This window comes from Azonexus sp. IMCC34842 (assembly GCF_050368855.1).
Classification (GTDB): domain Bacteria; phylum Pseudomonadota; class Gammaproteobacteria; order Burkholderiales; family Rhodocyclaceae; genus Azonexus; species Azonexus denitrificans_A.
The window spans coordinates 1,792,339-1,812,313 of the sequence record NZ_CP178449.1; the positions used below are offsets into that span (position 1 = coordinate 1,792,339).

General features: G+C 59.1%; 20 protein-coding genes. All 20 read right to left on the bottom strand.

The features are described 5' to 3' along the window. Window positions 1–40: 40 nt before the first annotated feature. Complete coding sequence (locus ACLIKD_RS08460) at window positions 41–217, bottom strand: hypothetical protein (RefSeq protein ID WP_428827962.1); 177 nt, start codon at window positions 215–217, stop codon at window positions 41–43. Between the two features lie 155 nt (window positions 218–372). Further along, window positions 373–1,320 carry a hypothetical protein gene (locus tag ACLIKD_RS08465; RefSeq protein WP_428827963.1) on the bottom strand — a complete coding sequence of 316 codons (948 nt, stop codon included), beginning with the start codon at window positions 1,318–1,320 and terminating at the stop codon, window positions 373–375. 32 nt (window positions 1,321–1,352) lie between these two features. After that, window positions 1,353–2,129, bottom strand: a complete 777-nt coding sequence (locus tag ACLIKD_RS08470; protein WP_428827964.1) for a hypothetical protein — start codon at window positions 2,127–2,129, stop codon at window positions 1,353–1,355. 126 nt (window positions 2,130–2,255) lie between these two features. Then, window positions 2,256–2,669 (bottom strand): DUF6152 family protein, encoded by a 414-nt coding sequence (locus tag ACLIKD_RS08475; protein ID WP_226414282.1) that lies wholly within the window; start codon window positions 2,667–2,669, stop codon window positions 2,256–2,258. Between the two features lie 412 nt (window positions 2,670–3,081). Further along, window positions 3,082–3,552, bottom strand: coding sequence for a c-type cytochrome (locus ACLIKD_RS08480; protein WP_226470772.1), 471 nt, complete (start codon window positions 3,550–3,552; stop codon window positions 3,082–3,084). Between the two features lie 91 nt (window positions 3,553–3,643). Continuing rightward, window positions 3,644–4,534 (bottom strand): dienelactone hydrolase family protein, encoded by an 891-nt coding sequence (locus tag ACLIKD_RS08485; protein ID WP_428827965.1) that lies wholly within the window; start codon window positions 4,532–4,534, stop codon window positions 3,644–3,646. 41 nt (window positions 4,535–4,575) lie between these two features. Beyond that, window positions 4,576–5,568 (bottom strand): SMP-30/gluconolactonase/LRE family protein, encoded by a 993-nt coding sequence (locus ACLIKD_RS08490; protein WP_428827966.1) that lies wholly within the window; start codon window positions 5,566–5,568, stop codon window positions 4,576–4,578. A gap of 138 nt (window positions 5,569–5,706) precedes the next feature. Continuing rightward, window positions 5,707–8,340, bottom strand: coding sequence for a TonB-dependent receptor (locus tag ACLIKD_RS08495; RefSeq protein ID WP_226470775.1), 2,634 nt, complete (start codon window positions 8,338–8,340; stop codon window positions 5,707–5,709). 298 nt (window positions 8,341–8,638) lie between these two features. After that, window positions 8,639–8,785: a hypothetical protein gene (locus ACLIKD_RS08500; RefSeq protein WP_428827967.1), complete on the bottom strand. Its 147-nt coding sequence runs from the start codon at window positions 8,783–8,785 to the stop codon at window positions 8,639–8,641. A 15-nt stretch (window positions 8,786–8,800) separates the two neighbouring features. After that, window positions 8,801–9,700: a sulfate ABC transporter permease subunit CysW gene (gene cysW, locus ACLIKD_RS08505; RefSeq protein WP_226414302.1), complete on the bottom strand. Its 900-nt coding sequence runs from the start codon at window positions 9,698–9,700 to the stop codon at window positions 8,801–8,803. Next, entirely contained in the window at window positions 9,700–10,527 is an 828-nt protein-coding gene (cysT, locus tag ACLIKD_RS08510; protein WP_428827968.1) for a sulfate ABC transporter permease subunit CysT, read from the bottom strand. Before cysT ends, cysW begins: the two co-directional genes overlap by 1 nt. Window positions 10,528–10,704: 177 nt before the next feature. Next, window positions 10,705–12,789 carry a TonB-dependent receptor gene (locus tag ACLIKD_RS08515; RefSeq protein WP_428827969.1) on the bottom strand — a complete coding sequence of 695 codons (2,085 nt, stop codon included), beginning with the start codon at window positions 12,787–12,789 and terminating at the stop codon, window positions 10,705–10,707. Window positions 12,790–12,898: 109 nt separating this feature from the next. Beyond that, a complete protein-coding gene (locus ACLIKD_RS08520) occupies window positions 12,899–13,903 on the bottom strand; it encodes a sulfate ABC transporter substrate-binding protein (RefSeq protein ID WP_226470777.1) in 1,005 nt (334 codons plus the stop codon). A 183-nt stretch (window positions 13,904–14,086) separates the two neighbouring features. Beyond that, a complete protein-coding gene (locus tag ACLIKD_RS08525; RefSeq protein ID WP_428827970.1) occupies window positions 14,087–14,737 on the bottom strand; it encodes a redoxin domain-containing protein in 651 nt (216 codons plus the stop codon). After that, window positions 14,734–16,887, bottom strand: coding sequence for a protein-disulfide reductase DsbD family protein (locus ACLIKD_RS08530; protein WP_428827971.1), 2,154 nt, complete (start codon window positions 16,885–16,887; stop codon window positions 14,734–14,736). The genes ACLIKD_RS08525 and ACLIKD_RS08530 overlap by 4 nt, the downstream gene beginning before the upstream one ends. A gap of 44 nt (window positions 16,888–16,931) precedes the next feature. Then, a complete protein-coding gene (locus ACLIKD_RS08535) occupies window positions 16,932–17,441 on the bottom strand; it encodes a heme-binding protein (protein WP_428827972.1) in 510 nt (169 codons plus the stop codon). 51 nt (window positions 17,442–17,492) lie between these two features. After that, window positions 17,493–18,065, bottom strand: coding sequence for a hypothetical protein (locus tag ACLIKD_RS08540; RefSeq protein ID WP_428827973.1), 573 nt, complete (start codon window positions 18,063–18,065; stop codon window positions 17,493–17,495). Between the two features lie 10 nt (window positions 18,066–18,075). Next, window positions 18,076–18,549, bottom strand: coding sequence for a DUF6644 family protein (locus tag ACLIKD_RS08545; protein ID WP_428827974.1), 474 nt, complete (start codon window positions 18,547–18,549; stop codon window positions 18,076–18,078). Window positions 18,550–18,588: 39 nt separating this feature from the next. Continuing rightward, window positions 18,589–19,083, bottom strand: coding sequence for a DUF6644 family protein (locus tag ACLIKD_RS08550; RefSeq protein ID WP_428827975.1), 495 nt, complete (start codon window positions 19,081–19,083; stop codon window positions 18,589–18,591). 64 nt (window positions 19,084–19,147) lie between these two features. Beyond that, on the bottom strand, window positions 19,148–19,906 hold the full coding sequence (locus ACLIKD_RS08555; RefSeq protein ID WP_428827976.1) for a rhodanese-like domain-containing protein: 759 nt from the start codon (window positions 19,904–19,906) through the stop codon (window positions 19,148–19,150). Between the last annotated feature and the right edge of the window lie 69 nt (window positions 19,907–19,975).

Consider the following 19,975-nt stretch of genomic DNA (forward strand, 5'->3'; position numbering starts at 1 on the left):
AACTGACAACTGCGTCGTTCCTCATACTCCGACGAGAGGATCAGCGTCGTTTTCGCCGATCATCGGCAATTTCCCGCCACACCATCAGTTCAGCCGAAGTCGGCTCGCCAAATTGGTTGCCGGCCGCATTCAGCATGTAGATTACCGCGCGGGCCAGCTCGATGTCGCTCAATGCTGGGTTGGCACCCATTGGCGGCATTTTGCGCAGGCCGGCCACGGCTGATTAACAGAGCGGCGATCAATAAGCCCGGTAGTGGCGAAGCCATCTTTTACTCGATTCACCAAACAACAAAAGGCTCGCTGTGCCAGCAGATGAATGCCAGCACAGCAGGCCGAGCCTCTTCCCGTTCCGGAGGTCAGCGCAGGTTCAGATCAGCGGACGCCACCATTGCCGTGGCCACCGTTGTTCTCGGTACATATCTGCTCGTAGCGTTCCAGAATCTTCTCCTTGCCGGCATGCTTGGCCGGGAAGAGGATGTTGTTCCAGTTGTCGTGAGCGAAGTTCTCGACCCGGCGGATGGGAATGGTGATGGTGAACGGGCGGGTGAATACCGTCGGATCATCGTAGGTCGCGTGGTAGAGGAATTTCTGCCGATCGCTGTCGAAGACGTAGCGCTCGGTGATCTTGGCGTTTTCGCTGAAGAATTCGCCGGACCGCCCGAAACGTCCTTTGCCGTTGTTGTTGGCGACATCGACGACCAGCGTGTTGCCTTCCCAGTGACCGCGTGAGTCGCCATTCCACAGCTTGACCTTCTGATGCAGATGCGGCTTGTTGTCGAGATGGATCACCCGTGTCCCGGAGTCGAACAGGAAGACAACGTAATCCTTGTACTGGCGGATATCGAAGCCATGCCACATGAAGGACTTGGACGGACCGGCCGGGGCGCAACGGGCCAGCGGCTCGATATATTCCGGCTTGGTCGGATCGAGCAGATGCTTGGCGAACTCATCGGCCTTTTCCCTTGCCCAGGGCTGGAATGGCACCTTGCCGTCGGCCGGATCGCTGATCCGGCTCGGCGCTCTGACCACCTGCCTGGCAGAGGCTTCCCCTTCGCGGCGATTTCGCTCGGTGTAGGAACCAGACTGGGTCAGATCGGAGTGGTTGCCGATGGTATTCGACCAGGCACCCTGCACATCGGGCTGTCCGTCAGGCAGGTGCGGGCCTTTCCACTTGCCCTCGTCGACCTTGAAGACGGTTTTTTCACGCTGGAACTTGGGCAACGGCTCCTCGGCAGCGCTGGCCACAACTGGCGCGGCGATGAAGAGTGCGGCGACCAGCACAGGAATCCGCAAACTCCGGAAATTAACGATAGTGTTCATAAGTTTCTCACCTGTTCGATAATTCGCAGCCGTCATTGCTCGACAGGCACCGGATAGTATTTGTCGTAATCGAGCGTGAAGCAGTAGTTCTCGACCAGTTGGAAGTTCTTCTCGCGATGGCGATGCAGGATCACGGAGATATCCCAGGGACGACTGAATACGTTCTTGTCTTCGATGGTGGCCTTGTACTCGACAGTATTGGGATCGAGGTACTTCCAGCGTTCGACCACATGCAGCGCATCGCTATGGTAGTTGCCGGCGCGGTCGAGCCAGGTTTGGTCATTGAAATGCTTGACGTCTACAACCAGCGTATCGCCTTCCCACTTGCCGCGTGAGTCGCCCAGCCACCAGTCGTTCGGGTCAGCCGGATGCTCGGTGTTGTTGGTATGCACGGTGCGCACCGAATGGCCGAACTGATGATGGATGGTCAGATCGCGTGCCCGCTGGAAGATCTGGAATGGCTCCGGGTAATAGATGCTGCGCGGCACGCTGAGCGTGTAGCACTTGTTGCGCGGATCGGCGCGTTCCCGCTCGGCGAAGTTTTTTTTCTTCTGCTCGATCGCTTTCGGCAGATAGGGAATCTCGCCGCCCTCGACGATGCCCGGTCCGGACGGCACGGGTTGCGTTCCATCACGGCGTGCCGAATGGGGTTCGAGGTCGTAGTCGGCGGCACTGGTCGTCTGCCAGATGCCGGAAAAGTCCGGCTTGCCATTGGCGAGACGCGGGATCTTGCCCGATGGCGCAGCAAATGCCTCACCACCGCTGACCACGGACAAGGCGGAAAGACTCGCCACCAAGGCCACGGCCAAGAAGTGTTTCGACCATCCGGTACGGCATTTCCGGTCGCAATTAGTTAAAAGGCCGCTGGCGGCCTGGTGCTTTGTATTCAAGGGATTGTTCTCCACGGGATCCTGTGATCAACGGTCAAATGCGTATCAGGTGCCCGCCGGGGCCGGCGCATCCTGAGCGCCACCGGTCTTGAACACCTTGCCGTCAGCCGTCTTGATCGTCACCGCGTAGGCATACGGTTTGCCACTCTTTGAACGGAAGCCGTTGACCGTCACTTCGACGCCCGGCTGCAGAACGCTCTTATCCAGACCGCGTTGCTGCAGGGCATACGGCGAACCGAATTCAAAGCCCCAATTGGTCACCGTTCCATCGGCATTCTTGACGTCGACATATAGCCAGCTGTGCGGATTAACCCACTGTCCCTTGGTAACGTTACCCTTGATTTCAACCGGCGCCTCGCCGTCGAATTCGGCGGCAAAGGCATGATGGGCATAAACCGCCGAACTACCGGCAAACAGGCCCGCGCCAATCATTGCGAGAATGCCAAGTTGTTTTTTCATGATGTTTCTCCAAGTCAAAAAATAATCGATGTACATTGCTGCGATTCCAGTACCGGTTGTTGACGGATCAAGCAGGCCCGTCGCTCCTTGCCGCAGCAAGCTGTCACCTTCATCGCAAGGCGTGTGCCACGCTGAAGCGCCGTCCGCTCCTCGTCGAAAAAAACATTTAACAAGATGAATTTATTGATGTTTTTTAGAAATAAGCCACAGCGGAAGCTGCCCAGGCCAATTCTTCAAAGAAATTCCAAAGCAATAACTGATGCGGACGCAGCAGCCCGGCGAGCCGGGTGCTTCTCCCGAAACACCGGCAATCCCGGGAACCAGCAGAAAATTGCCGGCGCCAGGCCAAAAAAAGCCCCGCACACCGGTGAAGGTGACGGGGCGTTCGAGGAAACAAATTTGCAGTGCCGAATCAGTCCTTGACCTTGAAATCGTCGTGACAGGCCTTGCAGGTCTGGCTCAACTTGCCGAACTGGGCCTTGATAGCCGCACTGTCGCCACTGGCTGCAACTTTGGCCAGTTCGTTGGCTTCGCGATTGAAGTTGCCGGCCAGTTCGCCAACCTTTTGCTGATTCTTGAAAAACTCAGGCTTGGTGGCGGTTTCCTTCCACCCCTTGCCGGTTTCCGTACCCGGCGCAAAGAGTGCGCCGATACCGCTGTTGGCCAACGCAGCAATGGTATTGGCCGAGCGAACGACCTCTTCCTTGTTGAATTGCCCGTCGACATTTGCCTTGATCCGGCTACTGTTCCAGCCCAGGACCTGATAGACCGACTGGCGCCACTTGATCAACTGCTCGGGCTTGGCACCGGCCTGCTGGGCAAATGCCCCGGCCGAACAGGACAACAACAGCGCAGCAAGCAGCGAACTGATAACGTACTTCATTGATACTCCTTGAATTGAATGAAAAGCAGGTCAGGCAAGGCCTGAAAACGTGAGGTCCGCCAGGGCGGGAATGAAAGCCCCGCTTTATTCCCTAACTACGCAGATGCGTATTGAAAAAACCAACCGTTCGCTGCCAGGCCAGCTTGGCAGCCGCTTCGTCGAAACGCGGCGTTGTATCGTTGTTGAAGCCATGCTGAACGCCCGGGTAAATGTGGGCCGTGTACTTCACGCCGGCCGCCTTCAGCGCCTCTTCGTATTTAGGCCAACCAGCGTTGATCCGGGAGTCCTCACCGGCATAGTGGATGAGCAGCGGCGCCTTGATTCTTGCCGCATCTTCAGCCGCCGGCTGTGCGCCATAGAACGGTACGGCGGCGGCCAGGTCAGGAATCCTGGTCGCCAGCACGTTGGCAATGCTGCCGCCGTAGCAGAAGCCGACGACACCGACCTTGCCATTGCCTTCGGGCAATTGCTTCAGGTGACCGAAAGCCGCGATGAAGTCTTCCCGCGCCCTGCCCTGGTCGAGCTTCGGAAAGAGCTCGCGTGCCTTGTCCTCGTCGCCAGGGTAACCACCCAGGGGAAACAGACCATCCGGCGCAAAGGCAATGAAGTTGTCCAGCGCCAGGCGACGGGCGATGTCCTCGATATGCGGATTCAGGCCGCGGTTTTCATGGACGACCAGCACGACCGGCAACTTCCCCTTGGCCTGCGCCGGCTGGACAAGATAGCCGCGGATCGTCCCATTGCCCTGGGGCGACGGATACTCGACGTAAGCGCCCTTGATCCTGGCATCCGTCGGCTTGACCTGCTGCGCCTCGGCAAAGCGCGGATTCAGGGCATTGAGCAGGCCTTCGGCGGTCAGGCCGGCGACCGCATATTTACCGGCTGATTTAAGAAATTCACGACGAGGAATGAGGCCGTGCACAAATTTATCGAAAAGCTGAAGGACTTCGGGATGGAAGTCCTTGGCTGTCTGACGGGACATGGATGAATCTCCTGCGATGGGTAATGGTGACTGGATCTGGATCACTTGGCCCGGCCGGCAAAACCCGGCGTCAGGAGCGCAATCCTGTAGGCCGAGCCGCGGCCGACGACATACAGCGTCTTCTTGTCCTTGCCGGCAAAAGCGATGTTCTGCGGTTTCTTCGGCGTCGGGATGATGCCCAGTGCTTCGCCCTTCGCTGAAAACACCTCGATGCCGGCGTTCGAGGTGGCGTACAGCCGCCCCTTCTCGTCGACGGCGAGGCCATCGGCACCGCTGGAATAGCCGTTATCGGTCTTCGTGTAGCCGGCCAGTTTGGCGAAGTTACGCCGCTGGCCGATGCTGCCATCGTTGCCGAGGTCGTAGGCAATGATGTATTCGCCGGGTGTATTGGCGACGTAGAGCACCTTTTCATCCGGGCTCAACTGGACACCGTTGGGCCGTTCGATATCGTTGGCAATGCGTTTCAGCGCTCCTCCCGGCGTAATCTGATAGACCGCCGGCTTGCCGACAGGCGGCTGATCGGGCTTCTGGGCCGCCCCGGAATCGGTAAAGAAGATACCGGCCCGCCGGCCAACGACGATATCGTTCGGCCGACCGAAGGAAACGCCCTCGTAGCTGTCGGCCAGTGTCCGTACCTTGTCGACCGGAGCGATGACGCCGACCCGCGGTTCGCGATTCTGCACGGAAACCAACTCGCCATAGGCACTGAAGCCCAGGCCGTTCGAGCCGTTACTGTTTTCGAGATAGGTCGAAACGCTGCCATCGGCAGCGATACGGGTAATCCGGCTGTCCTGGGTTTCGGTAAAGATGACACTACCATCCGGCAGCCTTACCGGCCCTTCGGTGCCCTTGAACCCATCCCTGATGAATTCAATCCTGGTTCCTGCCGCGACAACACCGGGGATGGCTGTCGGAACGGCCTCTTGGGCCTGGATGGCGCCGGCACAAAGCAACAGGGCGGCAAACAACGGCCGGCTATGTGTCGGTCGAATACCGCAGTCGCCATCGATTTTTTGCTGATTTTCAATATTCATGAACTATGGGTCCCAATGCAGCTGCTATCAAATGGCAGCAAATGACATGTCAGGCGAGCAGTCTCGGCATGGCAATTACCGGACGCGTCACCCGTTTGCCCCCCGACGCGGAATCGGGGGGGCAACAAATGCGGCCGATCAAATCTTCGATTTGAAGACCAGCATCCAGGTCCGCGGAGATCCCCAGGTAACCGTCTGGGCTGCCGTACTCGACCAGGTGCTGGCACTGGTGTAGTACTCCTTGTCGAGCACGTTGCGGCCAAGCACCGAGACTTCCCAGCTTCGATCAAGCGCACCCAGACCAATGCCGAGGTTGGTCACGGTATAGGCCTCCTGATAGGAGAAGGAAGCGTGGTTGTCGTTGAGGTAAGCACCCGAGCGATAGCTGTTGCTCAAGCTGAACCGCCCGAGATAACCGGCAACCGGCGCCTGGTAGTTGAAACCGTAGCTCAGGGACAGCTTCGGTACATTGGTCACCTGCTCGCCCTTCAGGTCGAAATACTTGGTCGCCGAGATTTCAGGAACCTGCGCCAACCACTCGGTTTCATACTTCGCAATGTTGTACGCGGCATTGAAATCAAGCGACAGACGGCTGTTGTACTGATAGGCCGTTTGCAGTTCCAACCCCTTGGCTCCGATCTTCTCGACGTTGCCCCAACCGCTGACAAAGGAACCCGGTGAGGCCGGATTCTCGCGGCGCCAGGAAGCCTGGTAGTTCTTGATGGTGGTGTAATAGGCATTGGCATTCAACATCAGCTTGCGATTCAGCAACAAGCTCTTGAAACCCAATTCCAGGTCATAGGTCTCCTCAGGCTTGATCTGAGTTTCATCTGCCGCGCCATCGGTGCCGAAGAAGATGAAGCCGGACTTGACGCCCTTGCCGTATGACGAATAGAGCAGCACATCGTCGTTCACTTTGTAGCTTGGCCCAACGTTCCATGCCGTCAAAGACGCCTTGATCGGGTTACCGTTGCGCCAGTCGAACGCGGAATACACTTGGCCATCGCGAATTGCCTGGGCTGTTGTAATGAGCGGGCTGTTGGCGGCAAGGCCGAGAGAGGTACCAAGCGCCGCCAGGTTTTCGCCGGGCCGATCGATCTGGTGGGAAACCCGGTTTTCCTTGGTTTCCTGGGTTTGGCGGACGCCGAAGGTCAGCGTTGCCTTCTCGGTCAGGTGCCAGTCGGCCTGACCGTAAGCGGCGAGACTTTCGACCCGGGCATCCGTCACGCGGGATTGATAGACACCGTTCAGCGATGCCTGGAGCAAGGCGCGTCCGGCGGCGCTTCCCATCAGGCTGGTGAACTGATTGTCCTTGGCATACCAAGCCCCGGCATCCTGCCCGTAGTAACTTGGGTCATCGCTATAGACACGGGCTTTCAGGTAATACAGGCCGGCCTGATAGTCGAGCTTCTTCGCCGGGCTGGGCGTCGAAGAGAAACGCAACTCCTGTGAAAACTGCTCGTTCCAAAGTTGCTGACCACCGTTGTTGACGTAGAACTGGCCATACTGGCCGCCATTCTTGATATCGAAATCCTGATAGCGGTAAGCGGTGATTGAGGTCAGCGTATGGTCGGCGACGCGCCAGTCAAACGTACCCGCGAGCCCCCACTGATTGGTAATCTGTGGACGTGCTTCGGAATTCTGGATATCCGTCGTATTCAGCGGCGGCTGATAGACGCTGCCGTTGGCATTGTGGAACCAGGCCGCCTTGCGGGCAAACTGGCCGAGATAGCCATAGTTCGCATAGCTGCCGGTCGGCGCATAACTGAATGGCGTCACCGTCGGCCGGGCCGAACCGTCGGCGTAAGTCGTCGGACCGTTCGAGACCAGCGTATTGCCGGTATTCACCCGCTCATCGGAACGAAGTTTGTCGAAGATGAAGCGCCCCGTCAGATCCTCGCTCGGCGTCCACAACACCTGGAAACGACCTGCCAGCTTGTTGCTTTCACGCCAGGTTTCCTTTGAGTGGCCCATCGATTGATAGGTATTGGTATAGATCCCATCGCTGCGGTCGGCCACGAAGTTGGCCCGATAAGCCAGCAAGCCGTCGACCAGCGCGCCGGTCGACGAAAATTTCCCGCTCAGGGTGTTCTGATCGCCGGTAAACAGTTCGAACGTCGATGCTTTCCTGAAGCTCGGCGCCTTGGTCAGGATATTGATCGCGCCGAGCGAGGTATTCTTTCCCATCAGCGTGCCCTGCGGTCCGTTCAGGACTTCGATGCGATCGAGGTCGACGTAATCAGCCCAGGCCTGACCCGAGTAGTACAGCGTGACGCCGTCGACAATGACGCCGACGCTTTGCTCCATCGAATCATTCGCCCCGCCCCGGCCCAAACCGCGAATCGATGGGCTGACCTTGCGGGCATTTTCACCCGGATTGTTGAGCTGCAGATTCGGCACTTTGGACGGCAAGTCATAGATCGACTTGATGTCTTCGCGGTCGAGTCGATCCCCGCCCAGAACCGTCACCGGCAAAGGCACGTCCTGAGCAATTTCCTCGCGGTTGCGTGAGGTGACGATGACCTTGTCGAATGCGACTACGCCGTCATCGCCGGCCTGTACCGGTACATTCGGCTTGGTAACAGCGGAGGTCGCGTCCCCACCGGAAACGACCGTTGCCGGCACGCCAACCGCCGCGGCGCCATTGGCGCGTTGTTTCAGGGCCTCGATTTCTTTCTTCAGGCGGAGGTTTTCGGCCTGCAGCTCCGTCAGTGCCTTGCCATCGTCGGCCGCATAAGCCTGCCCCGACCCGAGAAATGCGAGTCCCGCCATCACGGCAAGCGTGCTCGCACGCACTTTGAAGCTTGGCCAAAGCTCGCTCCCGGCCCCCCCTGAATACCCCACCCGCTTTCTCGAAGACAGCGAGATGGACGATGTTGTTACTGACATTACCGATCCTCTCTGAAGGTCACAAAACGTTACGTAACAACCCCTTTCGCAACGACTGTGCCTGCTTCAGAACGCGCCATTACGGCTGCCAGGAAAAATCAAAAAACAATCCAACTATTTGATTTATAGAATATTTCATAAAACAACAAAGTCGCTTGGCAAGGCCCTGCATCGACCAGCATCAGCCCTGTTCCAGCCGGTGCTGCTGCTCCGGCCACAGCGACACGATCAACATGCTGCGCTGGCAGCAGCCGCCAACGAGATCGCCGCCGAAAAAAAGCCGCCCTTCGAAAACGTATCGAAGAGCGGCTTTTTTGAACTCCGCCAAACCACGGCGACGCCATCAAGTCTCGGCCGGCACGTCCTCCTTGCTTCCCTGAGCGGCCCGCCACTCGATGAAACTCTTGATCACCAGCGTCAGCAAGGCAAGGATCGCCAGCAGCGAGGCCACGGCGAAAGCGGCAGCGAATTTGTACTCGCTGTAGATGATCTCGATATGCAGCGGCATGGTGTTGGTCTCCCCACGGATATGCCCAGAGACCACCGATACCGCGCCAAACTCGCCCATGGCCCGGGCATTGCAGAGAATCACGCCATAGAGCAGGCCCCACTTGACGTTGGGAATGGTGACATGCCAGAAGGTCTGCCAACCGGAGGCGCCGAGTACCGTCGAAGCCTCTTCCTCATCCTTGCCTTGCGCCTCCATCAGCGGAATCAATTCCCGCGCGACAAATGGAAAAGTCACGAAGATGGTGGCCAGTACGATCCCGGGAACGGCGAAAACGACCTTCATGTCGTTGTCGATAAACCACGACCCCAGCCAGCCGGTTCGCCCGAAGACGAGGACGAAGATCAGACCGGCAACAACCGGCGAGACAGAGAACGGCAGGTCGATCAGGGTAATCAGGAAGGACTTCCCGGGGAAATCGAACTTAGCGATCAACCACGCTGCCGCGACACCGAAAACTAGATTGAGCGGTACCGAGATAAGGGCGGCGATCAGGGTCAGCCTGATCGCGCTCAGCGCATCCGGTTCGATCAACGCGGCCAGATAGGCATCCCAGCCCTTGCGCAGTGCCTCGTAGAAGACAACGATCAAGGGCAGCAGCAGGAAGAGGACGAAGAAGGTCAGCGAAATGCCGATGATGGTCCATTTGACCCAGTTGCTTTCCCGCGTCGCCGGATTGCTCTCGTAGCGTTCGGCGTGGGCCTGACTGAGATGGAGGGAAATTGCGCCAGCCATTATTTTGACTTTCCGGTACGTTTCGCCGTCCATGCCTGGAGGCTGTTGATGGTAATGAGCAGGATGAAGGAAACGACCAGCATGACGGCGGCAATGGCTGTCGCGCCGCGGTAGTCATACTGTTCCAGTTTGGTGATGATCATCAGCGGCGTGATTTCGGAAACCAGCGGAATATTGCCGGCGATGAAAATCACCGAGCCGTACTCGCCGACCGCCCGCGCGAAGGCCAGTGCAAAGCCGGTAAGCAGCGCAGGAAACAGCGTCGGGAAGATCACCTTGCTGATGGTCTGCCAGCGATTTGCCCCGAGGCTGGTTGCCGCCTCCTCGATTTCGACTTCGAGATCTTCCAGCACCGGCTGAACCGTTCGCACGACGAAGGGCAAACCGATGAAAACCAGGGCCAGCAAGACACCGAGCGGCGTGAACGCGACCTTGATGCCGAGCGGTTCGATGAGGCGGCCGATCCAGCCATTACCAGCCCACAGCGCGGTCAACGCAATGCCGGCCACGGCCGTCGGCAGCGCAAATGGCAGATCGACCAGCGAATCGACAATTTTCTTGCCGGGAAAGGTGTAGCGCACCAGACTCCACGCCAGCAGCATGCCAAACACGGCATTGATTGCCGCGGCGGCCAGCGAGGCGCCGAAAGTCAATTTGTACGAGGCCATGACGCGTGGCGTCGTGACCACAAACCAGAACTGCTCCAGTGTCAGCTCGGCCGTCTTGATGAACACCGCGGCCAGCGGAATGAGGACAATCAGCGATAGCCAGGTCAACGTGTAGCCCAGGGATAGATTGAACCCGGGCAAGGCATTGCGATTGCTCATCGCGCCACCTCGCTGCTAGCGCCCGAGATATTTCGTCGAAACCTTGCAATCATGAGAACTCCGAAACTCTGTTGATAGGCCGAAAGCTTAGAGAGCGCTGACAAGATCGATAACCAATTTATTCGTCTTTGCTTATTCCGATTGCTGCAATACTCACCAAAACCGGCCGTTCCAGACTCAAAAACTGGCCCGCAGGCCGACCCGCAGGGTACGCGGCTCCAACGGATGAACCAGCCGGCCATCGATACCGCCGCCGCAAGTACCGGCCAGCGTTTCGCTGCGCGTACAAGCGCCGCCCCAGTACTCGATGTCGTTGGCCTTCTTGTCGAACAGGTTGAGCACATCGAAGCTCACTTGCAGGTTCGGGCTGATGCGGTAGCCGGCCTTGAGGTTGGTCATCCAGAAGGCTGTCGATTTGTGGGTCGCCGATTCTTCCAAGGCGTAGGCGCCGAGATGGCGCAGGCGCACGCCGCCAAACCAGGCCCCGCCATTATCGGCGCTGATGCCAATCGATGCAGTCAGCGGAATGGCATTTGGCACATGGCGACCGCCGTTGTCCGGGTTGGGCTCCTTGAAGCGGGCCTGCGACCAGGCGAGATCCGCATCGACGATCCAGCCATCGGCTGGTGTGATGTAATTCGACCACTCGACGCCATGCCGGCGCGAGGCGCCCTTCGGCTCGGTCACGCCTTCGTCGCCGATGAAGACCAACTCCGAATCCAATTCCATCTGCCACAGTGCCAAGCTGCTATTCCAGCCAGGCAATGGCGCAGCGCGCAGCCCAATCTCGCTGCCTTTGGCCTTGACGATCAGCGGGACGGCCGTCACTGCGCTGCCGTCCTGCGGATTGGTTCGCGCCGTCGCGCCACGCGCATCGTTGCTGTGAAAACCATGGCCCCAGTTGGCGTAGAACTCGGTCTTGCCGAGCAGGTCGAAGGGGCCCAGGGTGATGGCTAGCTTGGGGCTGGTCTGGCCGGCGCTGGCGTTGCCACCGTTGTCCATGTTGAACAGGCCGCCGAGCGCCGTCGCCTTGGCTGAAACCTGATCACGGCGCAGGCCGAGGCTGCTCCGCAGCCAGTCGGTCCATTGCGTCCGCGCCTCGAAAAGCGCGGCCACGGCAGTTTCCTCGATGCGTTCTTCACGGACCGTGCCGGTTCGCTGGCGGTTCTCCGTAGTGTACAACCCGACTTTTCCGATGCGGTCATGGCGTAGCTGAACGCCCGCCATCAGCTCCGTATCCCTCCAGTCAGCTCCGAGAAACCAGGTGTGGCTCCCCTGCCCGCCCCAGACCGTGCGCTCATCAGCCTGCTCATGCTGGTCGCCCTGCTCGCCGTTGATGAAGCCGGAGGGGGCTGAATACAGGTTGAGAGCGTAGTCGATCACATACAGATTGGCCTTGCTGGCGCCCGACTCGGTGGTTTTTGCCAATTCACCGGACAGACTGTAACGATGCGTCTTGCCGCCATCAGTCGCTGAAAGGGCGCCGTAGCGGCTGATTTCGCCGCTGGCCATGGCCCGTTCCGGCACGTGTTCGGTTGCCGTCCAATCGGCCTGATAAGCCATGCCGGTGAGCGCAAAGCCGTTGCTGGTCGAACCCGAACTCAGGCGTAGTACGACATTATTTTTGTCCAGCTTTTCCGGCTGATCCCACGGGCCATCGTTACCGGCCACCTCGACCGCCCCAAGCAGGCTGAGCTCACCAAGCTGGTGGCTGCCTGCTGCCACAAGGCGCCGGTAGTTGTGCTGCCCGAGGCCGATATCAACGAAGCTCTTGTCAAGTTTTCGCAGGTAATCGATGCTCCCGCTGCCGGTCACCGCCAGATCGCCTTCCTCGGCAGCATAGACACCCTTGCGGTATTTGATGCTACCGACCAGTTCGGGAATCAGGAAGTTGAGGTCCATGTAACCCTGGCCATGGGCGTGGCTGACCATGTTGACGGGCATGCCCATCAGATGTGTTGCGAAGTCGCTGCCATGATCGAGATTGAAGCCGCGCAGAAAATACTGATTGGCCTTGCCGTCCCCGGAGTGCTGCGTGACGATCATGCCGGGCACCGCTTCCATGACCTCGGCTGGGCGCAATAGCGGACGATTGGCCAGTTGCCTGGCTGTGATCGTGCCTTCGCTGGCCGAATCTGCCACGCCGGCCAGACTCTGGCCCACGGTACTGACGCTGACTTCCTGTAGCGTTGGAATTCCCGCCGCGATGACCGGTGCGGCAATAGCTGACAGCATGGCGAGGATGAAAGGTTTGCATCGCATAATTTTTACGTGATCAACTTGAAAAAACGAAGCCCCGGCTCGGCCATCGACTGGCCAACCGGGGCTTTCCGGACAGCACCCTCAAGTGCCGCCCATCCCGCAACAAAATTTACTTGATGTAGATCTGGTCGAAGACGCCACCATCGTCGAAGTGGTCCTTCTGCACCTTGGTCCAGCCGCCGAATTCCTTGTCGATGGTCACCAGCTTCAGCTTGGCGAACTGCTTGGCATACTTGGCAGCAACCTTGGCATCGGTCGGACGGTAGAAGTTCTTGCCGGCGATGTCCTGACCTTCTGCGGAATACAGGTAGTTCAGGTATTCGGTTGCGACCTTGCGGGTGCCCTTCTTGTCGACGATCTTGTCGACCACGGCGACCGGCGGCTCAGCCAGGATGGAGACGGACGGGGTGACGATCTCAAACTTGTCCGGACCGAGTTCCTTGACGGACAGGTAGGCTTCGTTTTCCCAGGCAATCAGCACGTCGCCGATGTTGCGTTCGACGAAGGTGGTCGTCGAGCCACGCGCGCCGGAGTCGAGCACCTTGACGTTGCCATAGAGCTTCTTGACGAATTCCTTGGCGGAGGCATCGCTGCCACCCGGCAGTTGCTTAGCATAAGCCCAGGCAGCCAGATAATTCCAGCGGGCGCCGCCGGATGTCTTCGGATTCGGGGTAACAACCTCAATACCCGGTTTGACCAGATCGCCCCAGTCCTTGATGCCCTTCGGGTTGCCCTTGCGGACGAGGAGGACGATGGTCGAGGTATACGGCGAGGCGTTCAGCGGAAATTTCTTCTGCCAGTCCTTGGCCAGCAGATTGGCATTGGCCACTGCATCGATATCACCGCCCAAAGCCAGCGTGACAACATCGGCATCCAGACCGTCGATGACAGCGCGGGCCTGCTTGCCGGAACCACCATGGGCGGCCTTGATGGTCACCGTTTCGCCGGTCTTGGCTTTCCAGTGTTTGGCAAAGGCAGCGTTGTATTCCTGATAGAGTTCGCGCGTCGGATCGTAGGAGACGTTGAGCAGATTGACGTCAGCGAAGGCGTTGCCGCCGAAGGCAAGGCCAAGAGCCAGTGCAATCAGGCCGCGGCGGGTGTTGTTGAACTGCATTTGCGAATTCCCTGTCTAGTTATGGAACCTTCAATTTACGGAAGGCCATCCGACAGTAAAACGATGTTATTTTTATTTGTTTATACAAGGCAGCCGAATACGCATTTTGATCGGCGGCGAAGACAAAAAACGGGCACTCTCAGGTGCCCGTTTTGTTCTCGAGTCGGGGCATGTCCCCAACCGTCAATTGGCGTATTTGACGGTGCACCCGTAAGGCTGGGTGCTGGCATGGGCAGGCTTCTTGCCGCCGGCCAGATCGTTCAGCGCCAGCTTGACATAATTGTCGGCCTTGGCGATATCGTCCTTCTTGCTGGAAGCGACACTGTCGATACCGCCCTTGTAAACCAGCTTACCGTCCGGATTGACGATGAAGATATGCGGCGTCGTGACCGCTTCGTAGAGCCGACCGACCTTGCCGTCGGGATCGAGAACCGTGCCGGTCGGGGCCGCGCCGCGATCAGCGTTGAGCTTGAGCGCGGTCGCGCCGTCGACATGTCCCTGCTTGCCCGGCGCCGAGGAAATCACCTGCAGCCAGACGATGCCCTTGCCGACGGCATCCTTCTGCAAGGATGGAATATTGCCGCTCTCGTAATGCTTCTTGACGAACGGACAATCATGGTTGGTCCATTCCAGCACCACGGTCTTGCCACGATACTGCTCAAGGCTGATCGTGCCGCCGCTGGCGGCCGGCGCACTGAAAGTCGGTGCCGGCTGGTCGAGATTGGCCACGGCACAGGCAGAACTCGTGACGAGCGCAAAGGAAAGGCCGGCGGCTATGGCCCAAACGGATTTTCTATGGGGTGCGGTCGCCCCCAAAAAAGGGTTGAGTTTCATGAAGACTCCTTCTGGATAGTTGGGGATAAAACGGGAAGCAAGGTTTGACGGACCGTGTCGGGGGTCAGCAACTGTGGCAGCACGACCGGCTTGCTGTCGGCCCCCGGCGGGTAATAGACATAGAGCGGCACGCCGCTTCGCCCGAACTCACCGAGATAGGCCGTGATTTGCCGGTCCTGATTGGTCCAGTCACCTTTCAGGTAGACGGTGCCGCTGGCCTTGAAAGCCTCGATTACCGAGCTATCGCTCAGGGCTACCCGCTCGTTGACTAGACAGCTGATGCACCAGGCAGCGGTCATGTTCACGAATGCTGGCTTCCCGGCCTGACGCAATTCGCGTAACCGTTCTGCCGAATATGGCTGCCAGTGTTTTTCGCTGGCCTCGCTGGCGACAGGGGATCCAGACAGTACAGCCACGGCATCGACACCGAAACCGCCACCGACCAGCGCGACGAAAACAGCCAGTGCCGCAAAGCCCGCGCCGCCGTGCCGGGTCCATGAACTTCCCCGACGTGTCACCGCATACAACCAGCCGGCCAGCCCAATCAGCACTATGCCCCCAAGCGCGACCAGAACGGCATTCGGCCCGCCCTGCTGGGCCAGCACCCAGACCAGCCAGACCGCCGCACCGTACATTGGGAAAGCCAGCGCCTCCTTGACCCGCTCCATCCAGACACCGGGCCTTGGCAACAGACGCTGCAAACGTGGCCAGGTGGTCAACAACAAATACGGAAAAGCCAGGCCCAGCCCGAGACTGAGGAAAATCGCCAGCAGCCCCGGCGCCGACTGGCTCAGCGCGTAGCCGATGGCGGCGCCCATGAACGGCGCAGTACATGGCGTGGCGACGATGGTTGCCAGCCCGCCGGTGAAGAAACTGCCGCTGTAACCGCCGCGTGCGGCCAGCGAGGAGCCGACACCGACGGTCGAAGCGCCGATGGTGAACAAGCCGGACAGATTGAGGCCGACACCGAACATCAGATAAGCGACGATGAGGACGAAAATTGGCGACTGGTATTGAAAGCCCCAGCCAATTGCCAGGCCGCCAGCCTTGAGCAGGATCAGTACGCCGGCCAGCAAGGCGAAGCTGAACAACACCCCGGCCGTGTAGGCCAAGCCCTGCAAGCGTTTCTGCAGCGGCGAATATTCGGCGTGTTTCAGCAAGGACAGCGCCTTGATCGACAGCACCGGGAAGACGCAGGGCATCAGGTTGAGGACGATGCCGCCGAGAAAGGCGAACAGCATCGCGGCCGCGACACCAAGCTCCTCCTTGCCGGTGGCAGAAGCCTCCGGCGCTACTAGCTCGAAACCGACCAGACGTTCGCCATCCGGCATCGCCTCGCCGATGACCAGCACACCGCGCAGCCTTTCGCCCTGCGCAAGCGAAGCGCTAGTGGCCGGCAAATTCAGCTTGAGCACCCGGCCGTCGACGGCAAAGTGCTGTCCTGCGCTGTGGTTGATCGTGCCCCACTGTTCGGGATAGAACCAAGCACTGCTAATTTTCGCCTGGGCGATGCGCTCGCTGTCCAACCGGAGTTGCAACGAGCCGTCCTCGGTCCGGACAAAACTGCTCTCGCCCGGCGCGGCCAGCGGCAAACGACCGACCGCCCGCGAGATAACCGGGCTGCCCGCCCCACTTTGGGGATTGCTGGCCACTACCGGCAGAGCGAGGCCGAGTTCGACCTCCTCGGGAATGCATTCTTCCTGACAAACCAGCCAGTTGACCGTGGCCCGCAGGACAAAATGCCCGCCCACAGGAATATCGGCAGGCACCTTGAGCCGGCTCAGCAGTGTTACTTCGCCCTCGTAGCCATAATTGGTCACCGGCCCCATGGCAATGCGCCCCGGTACCGGCCATTGGATTTCCCCCGCTTCAGCCCCCTTCGGTAACACCCAGTCGATCCGGGTGGGCACCCCGGAGTCGCCCGGATTGCGCCAGTAGGTATGCCAATGCGGAATGATCTGTTGCTGAATGCCGAGCTGGATTTCAGATCCCGGCTGCACCGCATCGAGCGAAGCGACCAGCGTTGCCCGGATATGTGGCGTAGTCACCGAAGCCGGCGGCGTACCGGCCGCTTCGGCACCGCTCATGGTCAGCCCGGCCAGCACCAGCCAGCCGGTGCGACGCCGCAGGAATCGTGAAACAAATTGCATCACCCTGACCATGATCACTTGCCGAGTTGAACCGAAAATACCGATCAGCGCAGGCGCCCTTGAATCTTCTGCACGCCGACCAGGCCACACTCTTCATCGACATTGCTGCCGCGAGCACCACCGACACCGACGGCACCAACGACTTCACCGCCCACCGACAACAGCACACCACCGGCACGGGCATTGAAGTTAGTGTTGGCAGCAATCTTGTCGGCGAGTTCCTTGTCGGTCTTGACCCGCTCAGCCAATTGGCTGGTCGGCGCTTTGAAAGTCAGCGCCGTCACCGCCTTGTTGGTACTGGAACTGACACCGCGCGACGACGCACCGTCGGTAGCCAGCAGCACCCGCAGGACACCGGCGGAATCGACAACACTGACCGCAGCCTTCTGGTCACGTGCCTTGCAGGAGTCGATAGCCGCTTGGGCGGCTTCAAGCGCCAGTTCAAATGATGGGCCGCGGGCCGGCGGCGCGGGAGTGGCCGGAGCGGTTTGGGCAAACACGCTCGACGCGGCGCACAGCAACGCGGCGCAGGCGAGCAGTTGGTTCTTTTTCATACTTCGATTTCTCCAGGTCAGATCGTTGAAATGTATTGCCACGGCCGCCGATCAAGCCGGTGGCTTCTTGGCATTCGGGTACCAGAATTTGACGTGGCAGCTTTCGCAGGCTTGCTGAATCCGGCTGCCGGCCTCCAGCAGTCCGGCCACGCTCTTCGCATCAATCGCCTTCAAGGCAAGTTCGGCGACATCGTGAAAACGATTCGCCTCCCCGGCAAAGCCGGCCTGATCCTTGCGGATTGCCTGTTGCGACTCGTCGCCAGAGAGAATACCCGGCACATGGGCATCCTCCACCTTGCCTCCGGCAGCGACCACGGCACGCCCCGGAATCAGCAGCAGGTTGGCCGACTCGACGAGCGTAATGGCCTGTTTGCGAACTGCCAGCCATTCCTCATCGGTACGCGGTTGTTTCTCCACCAGGCCATCCTTGCTCAACTCCGTGCCGACCGCCTCCCACACCCCGTCGGCCGCTGGATCGACGATGGATACCATCAGATCCTGAACGGTAGCCGTCGTTTTGAATGCCGGGCCAGCGATCTCAGGTGGCGATGCCGGCTTGTCGCAAGCAGCCAGCCCCCCAAGCAGAAAAGCCGACAGCAGCAGGCGCCGGGTCAAAGTATTCATCGCGATATCCTTAAATGAAGCCAATAGCGCGACCGGTCACGCCGACACCGAACCAGAGAAGGATGGAGAGCACCACGCTCACCTTGGCCAGCACCGGATTCGGGTTCTCGCGGGTAGTCACCCGGCGATACAGGGTGACCTGCAGAAGCACGGCAGCAGCCAGCAGCCAGATCTTCGCGACAAATGCCGGGTTGGTGTAGTAAAGGAGCGGCGCCGAAAGGAACATCAGAATTCCGCTGATAACGGCAAAGGCGAGGCCTGCCCAGATCAGCCGCGTCGGTTCCTTGGCGACCTGCGGGATGGATAGCCCAGTCAGGGCAAAGCCGCTTAGACGCAGGTTGATGAGAATGACGGAAGCCAGCAGGAAGACGAACCCCAAGACATGAAAAACTTGGGCCGCAGCACCGACCAGATGGTCCGTCTTGCCGATCGCATAGCCCAGGGGGCTATTCTGCAATGCGGTAAGCACTTCTAAGGTTGACATGGAATTTCTCCGAAAATTGAATAACCCGACTCGCCAGGCTCAGGGAAGGTAGGGAATGAGACGACCGGCAATAATCACAGCCCCCCACGAAAACAGCGAGGCCAGACCGGCATAGCGGATATTGGCCGGCAAAACGGCATGGTTCTCGAGCACCGGGGGCTGCCGCGCCAGTCTCAACTCGAAATACAGTGCATTGACTCCGGCAATCGCGATGAACAGGAACTTCACGGGAAAAGCCGGACTGACGATGACGGTCGCCGCCTCGGACCAGAAAAGCAGGAAGCCGGAAATGAAGATCACCACAAAGCCGCCGATAACAAGGCCGCGTAGCTGATGCAGCAGGTCGGGGATCGGAACCTTTTTCAGGATGACGCCGACCAGTCGGAGGTCAATCAGGAAGATAAGCCCGACCGACACGGACAAACCGATCAAATGAATGGCCTCGATCAGCGGAAAGGCATACGCCGATTCGGCAAGCGCCACACCCAGTGCCGACGATTGCAAGGCTTGGGCAAGCTCAAGAATGAGTGACATGATGAATTCTCCTATTGGCCAGCCGTGACCTCACCGCCCCGGCTGGCGCCGCTGATTTTCAGGATTAGTTCGCGGCCTGTTTCGGTTGGGGCGGAACGATCTTGGTCAGCGTGCCACCTTCGGCTTCGTAATCCTGCGCACCGACCGCGCCAGCAACCTTGAAGCCTTTTTCGGCCAGCAAATCAGCCGAGCGACCGGCACGGCCAGCATGATTGGAAACCGTCACCACGCTACGATCCTTCGGGATGAAGGCAAGACTCTTTTCCAGATCCTTGGCCTGAATGCTCAGATAGACAGGGAATCCACCGTTATTAATCAGCTCGTCAGGACGACGCACATCGATGACGACCAACTGATCGGGCTTGGCCAGCAAGGCGTCGAACTGCGCCCGATTGAGCTTGGGCGACTTGGCCTTGTACGTCGGAACCGCACCGCCACCCGCCTGCTGGGCGGAAACAAACGAACTGCTAGCTGCCAGCGCCGCCATGACCAGAAGATTAAGAAATTTTTTCATGATGTTCTCCACTGTTTCGGTTGAATCACTTGCACACCCGGCGCCAATCGTCGAATGAAGTGACTTGAGTTTCGTCTGGCCAATAATTGCCAGCCTGGCTGGGGTGAGGGCAGCTATCGTGCCACCCAGGAAAACAACCGGATCGGGCAAGGCAAGGAGGTTTAAAAAACCAAACAAGCAACTGATAACAATGTCTTTTATTTGACCGCGTACCTTGCCATTGGGGAAACATGATTCTGCCGGCAGGCCGCCAACCAACAATCGGTTGCTGAATTGGCAGCACCCAAAAACAGGCCGATGCTTCGCCAACAACACCCCCTGACGGAGAAGCCCCGGCCGGACCATCAACTAGAACAATTTCGACATATGCTTCGATTT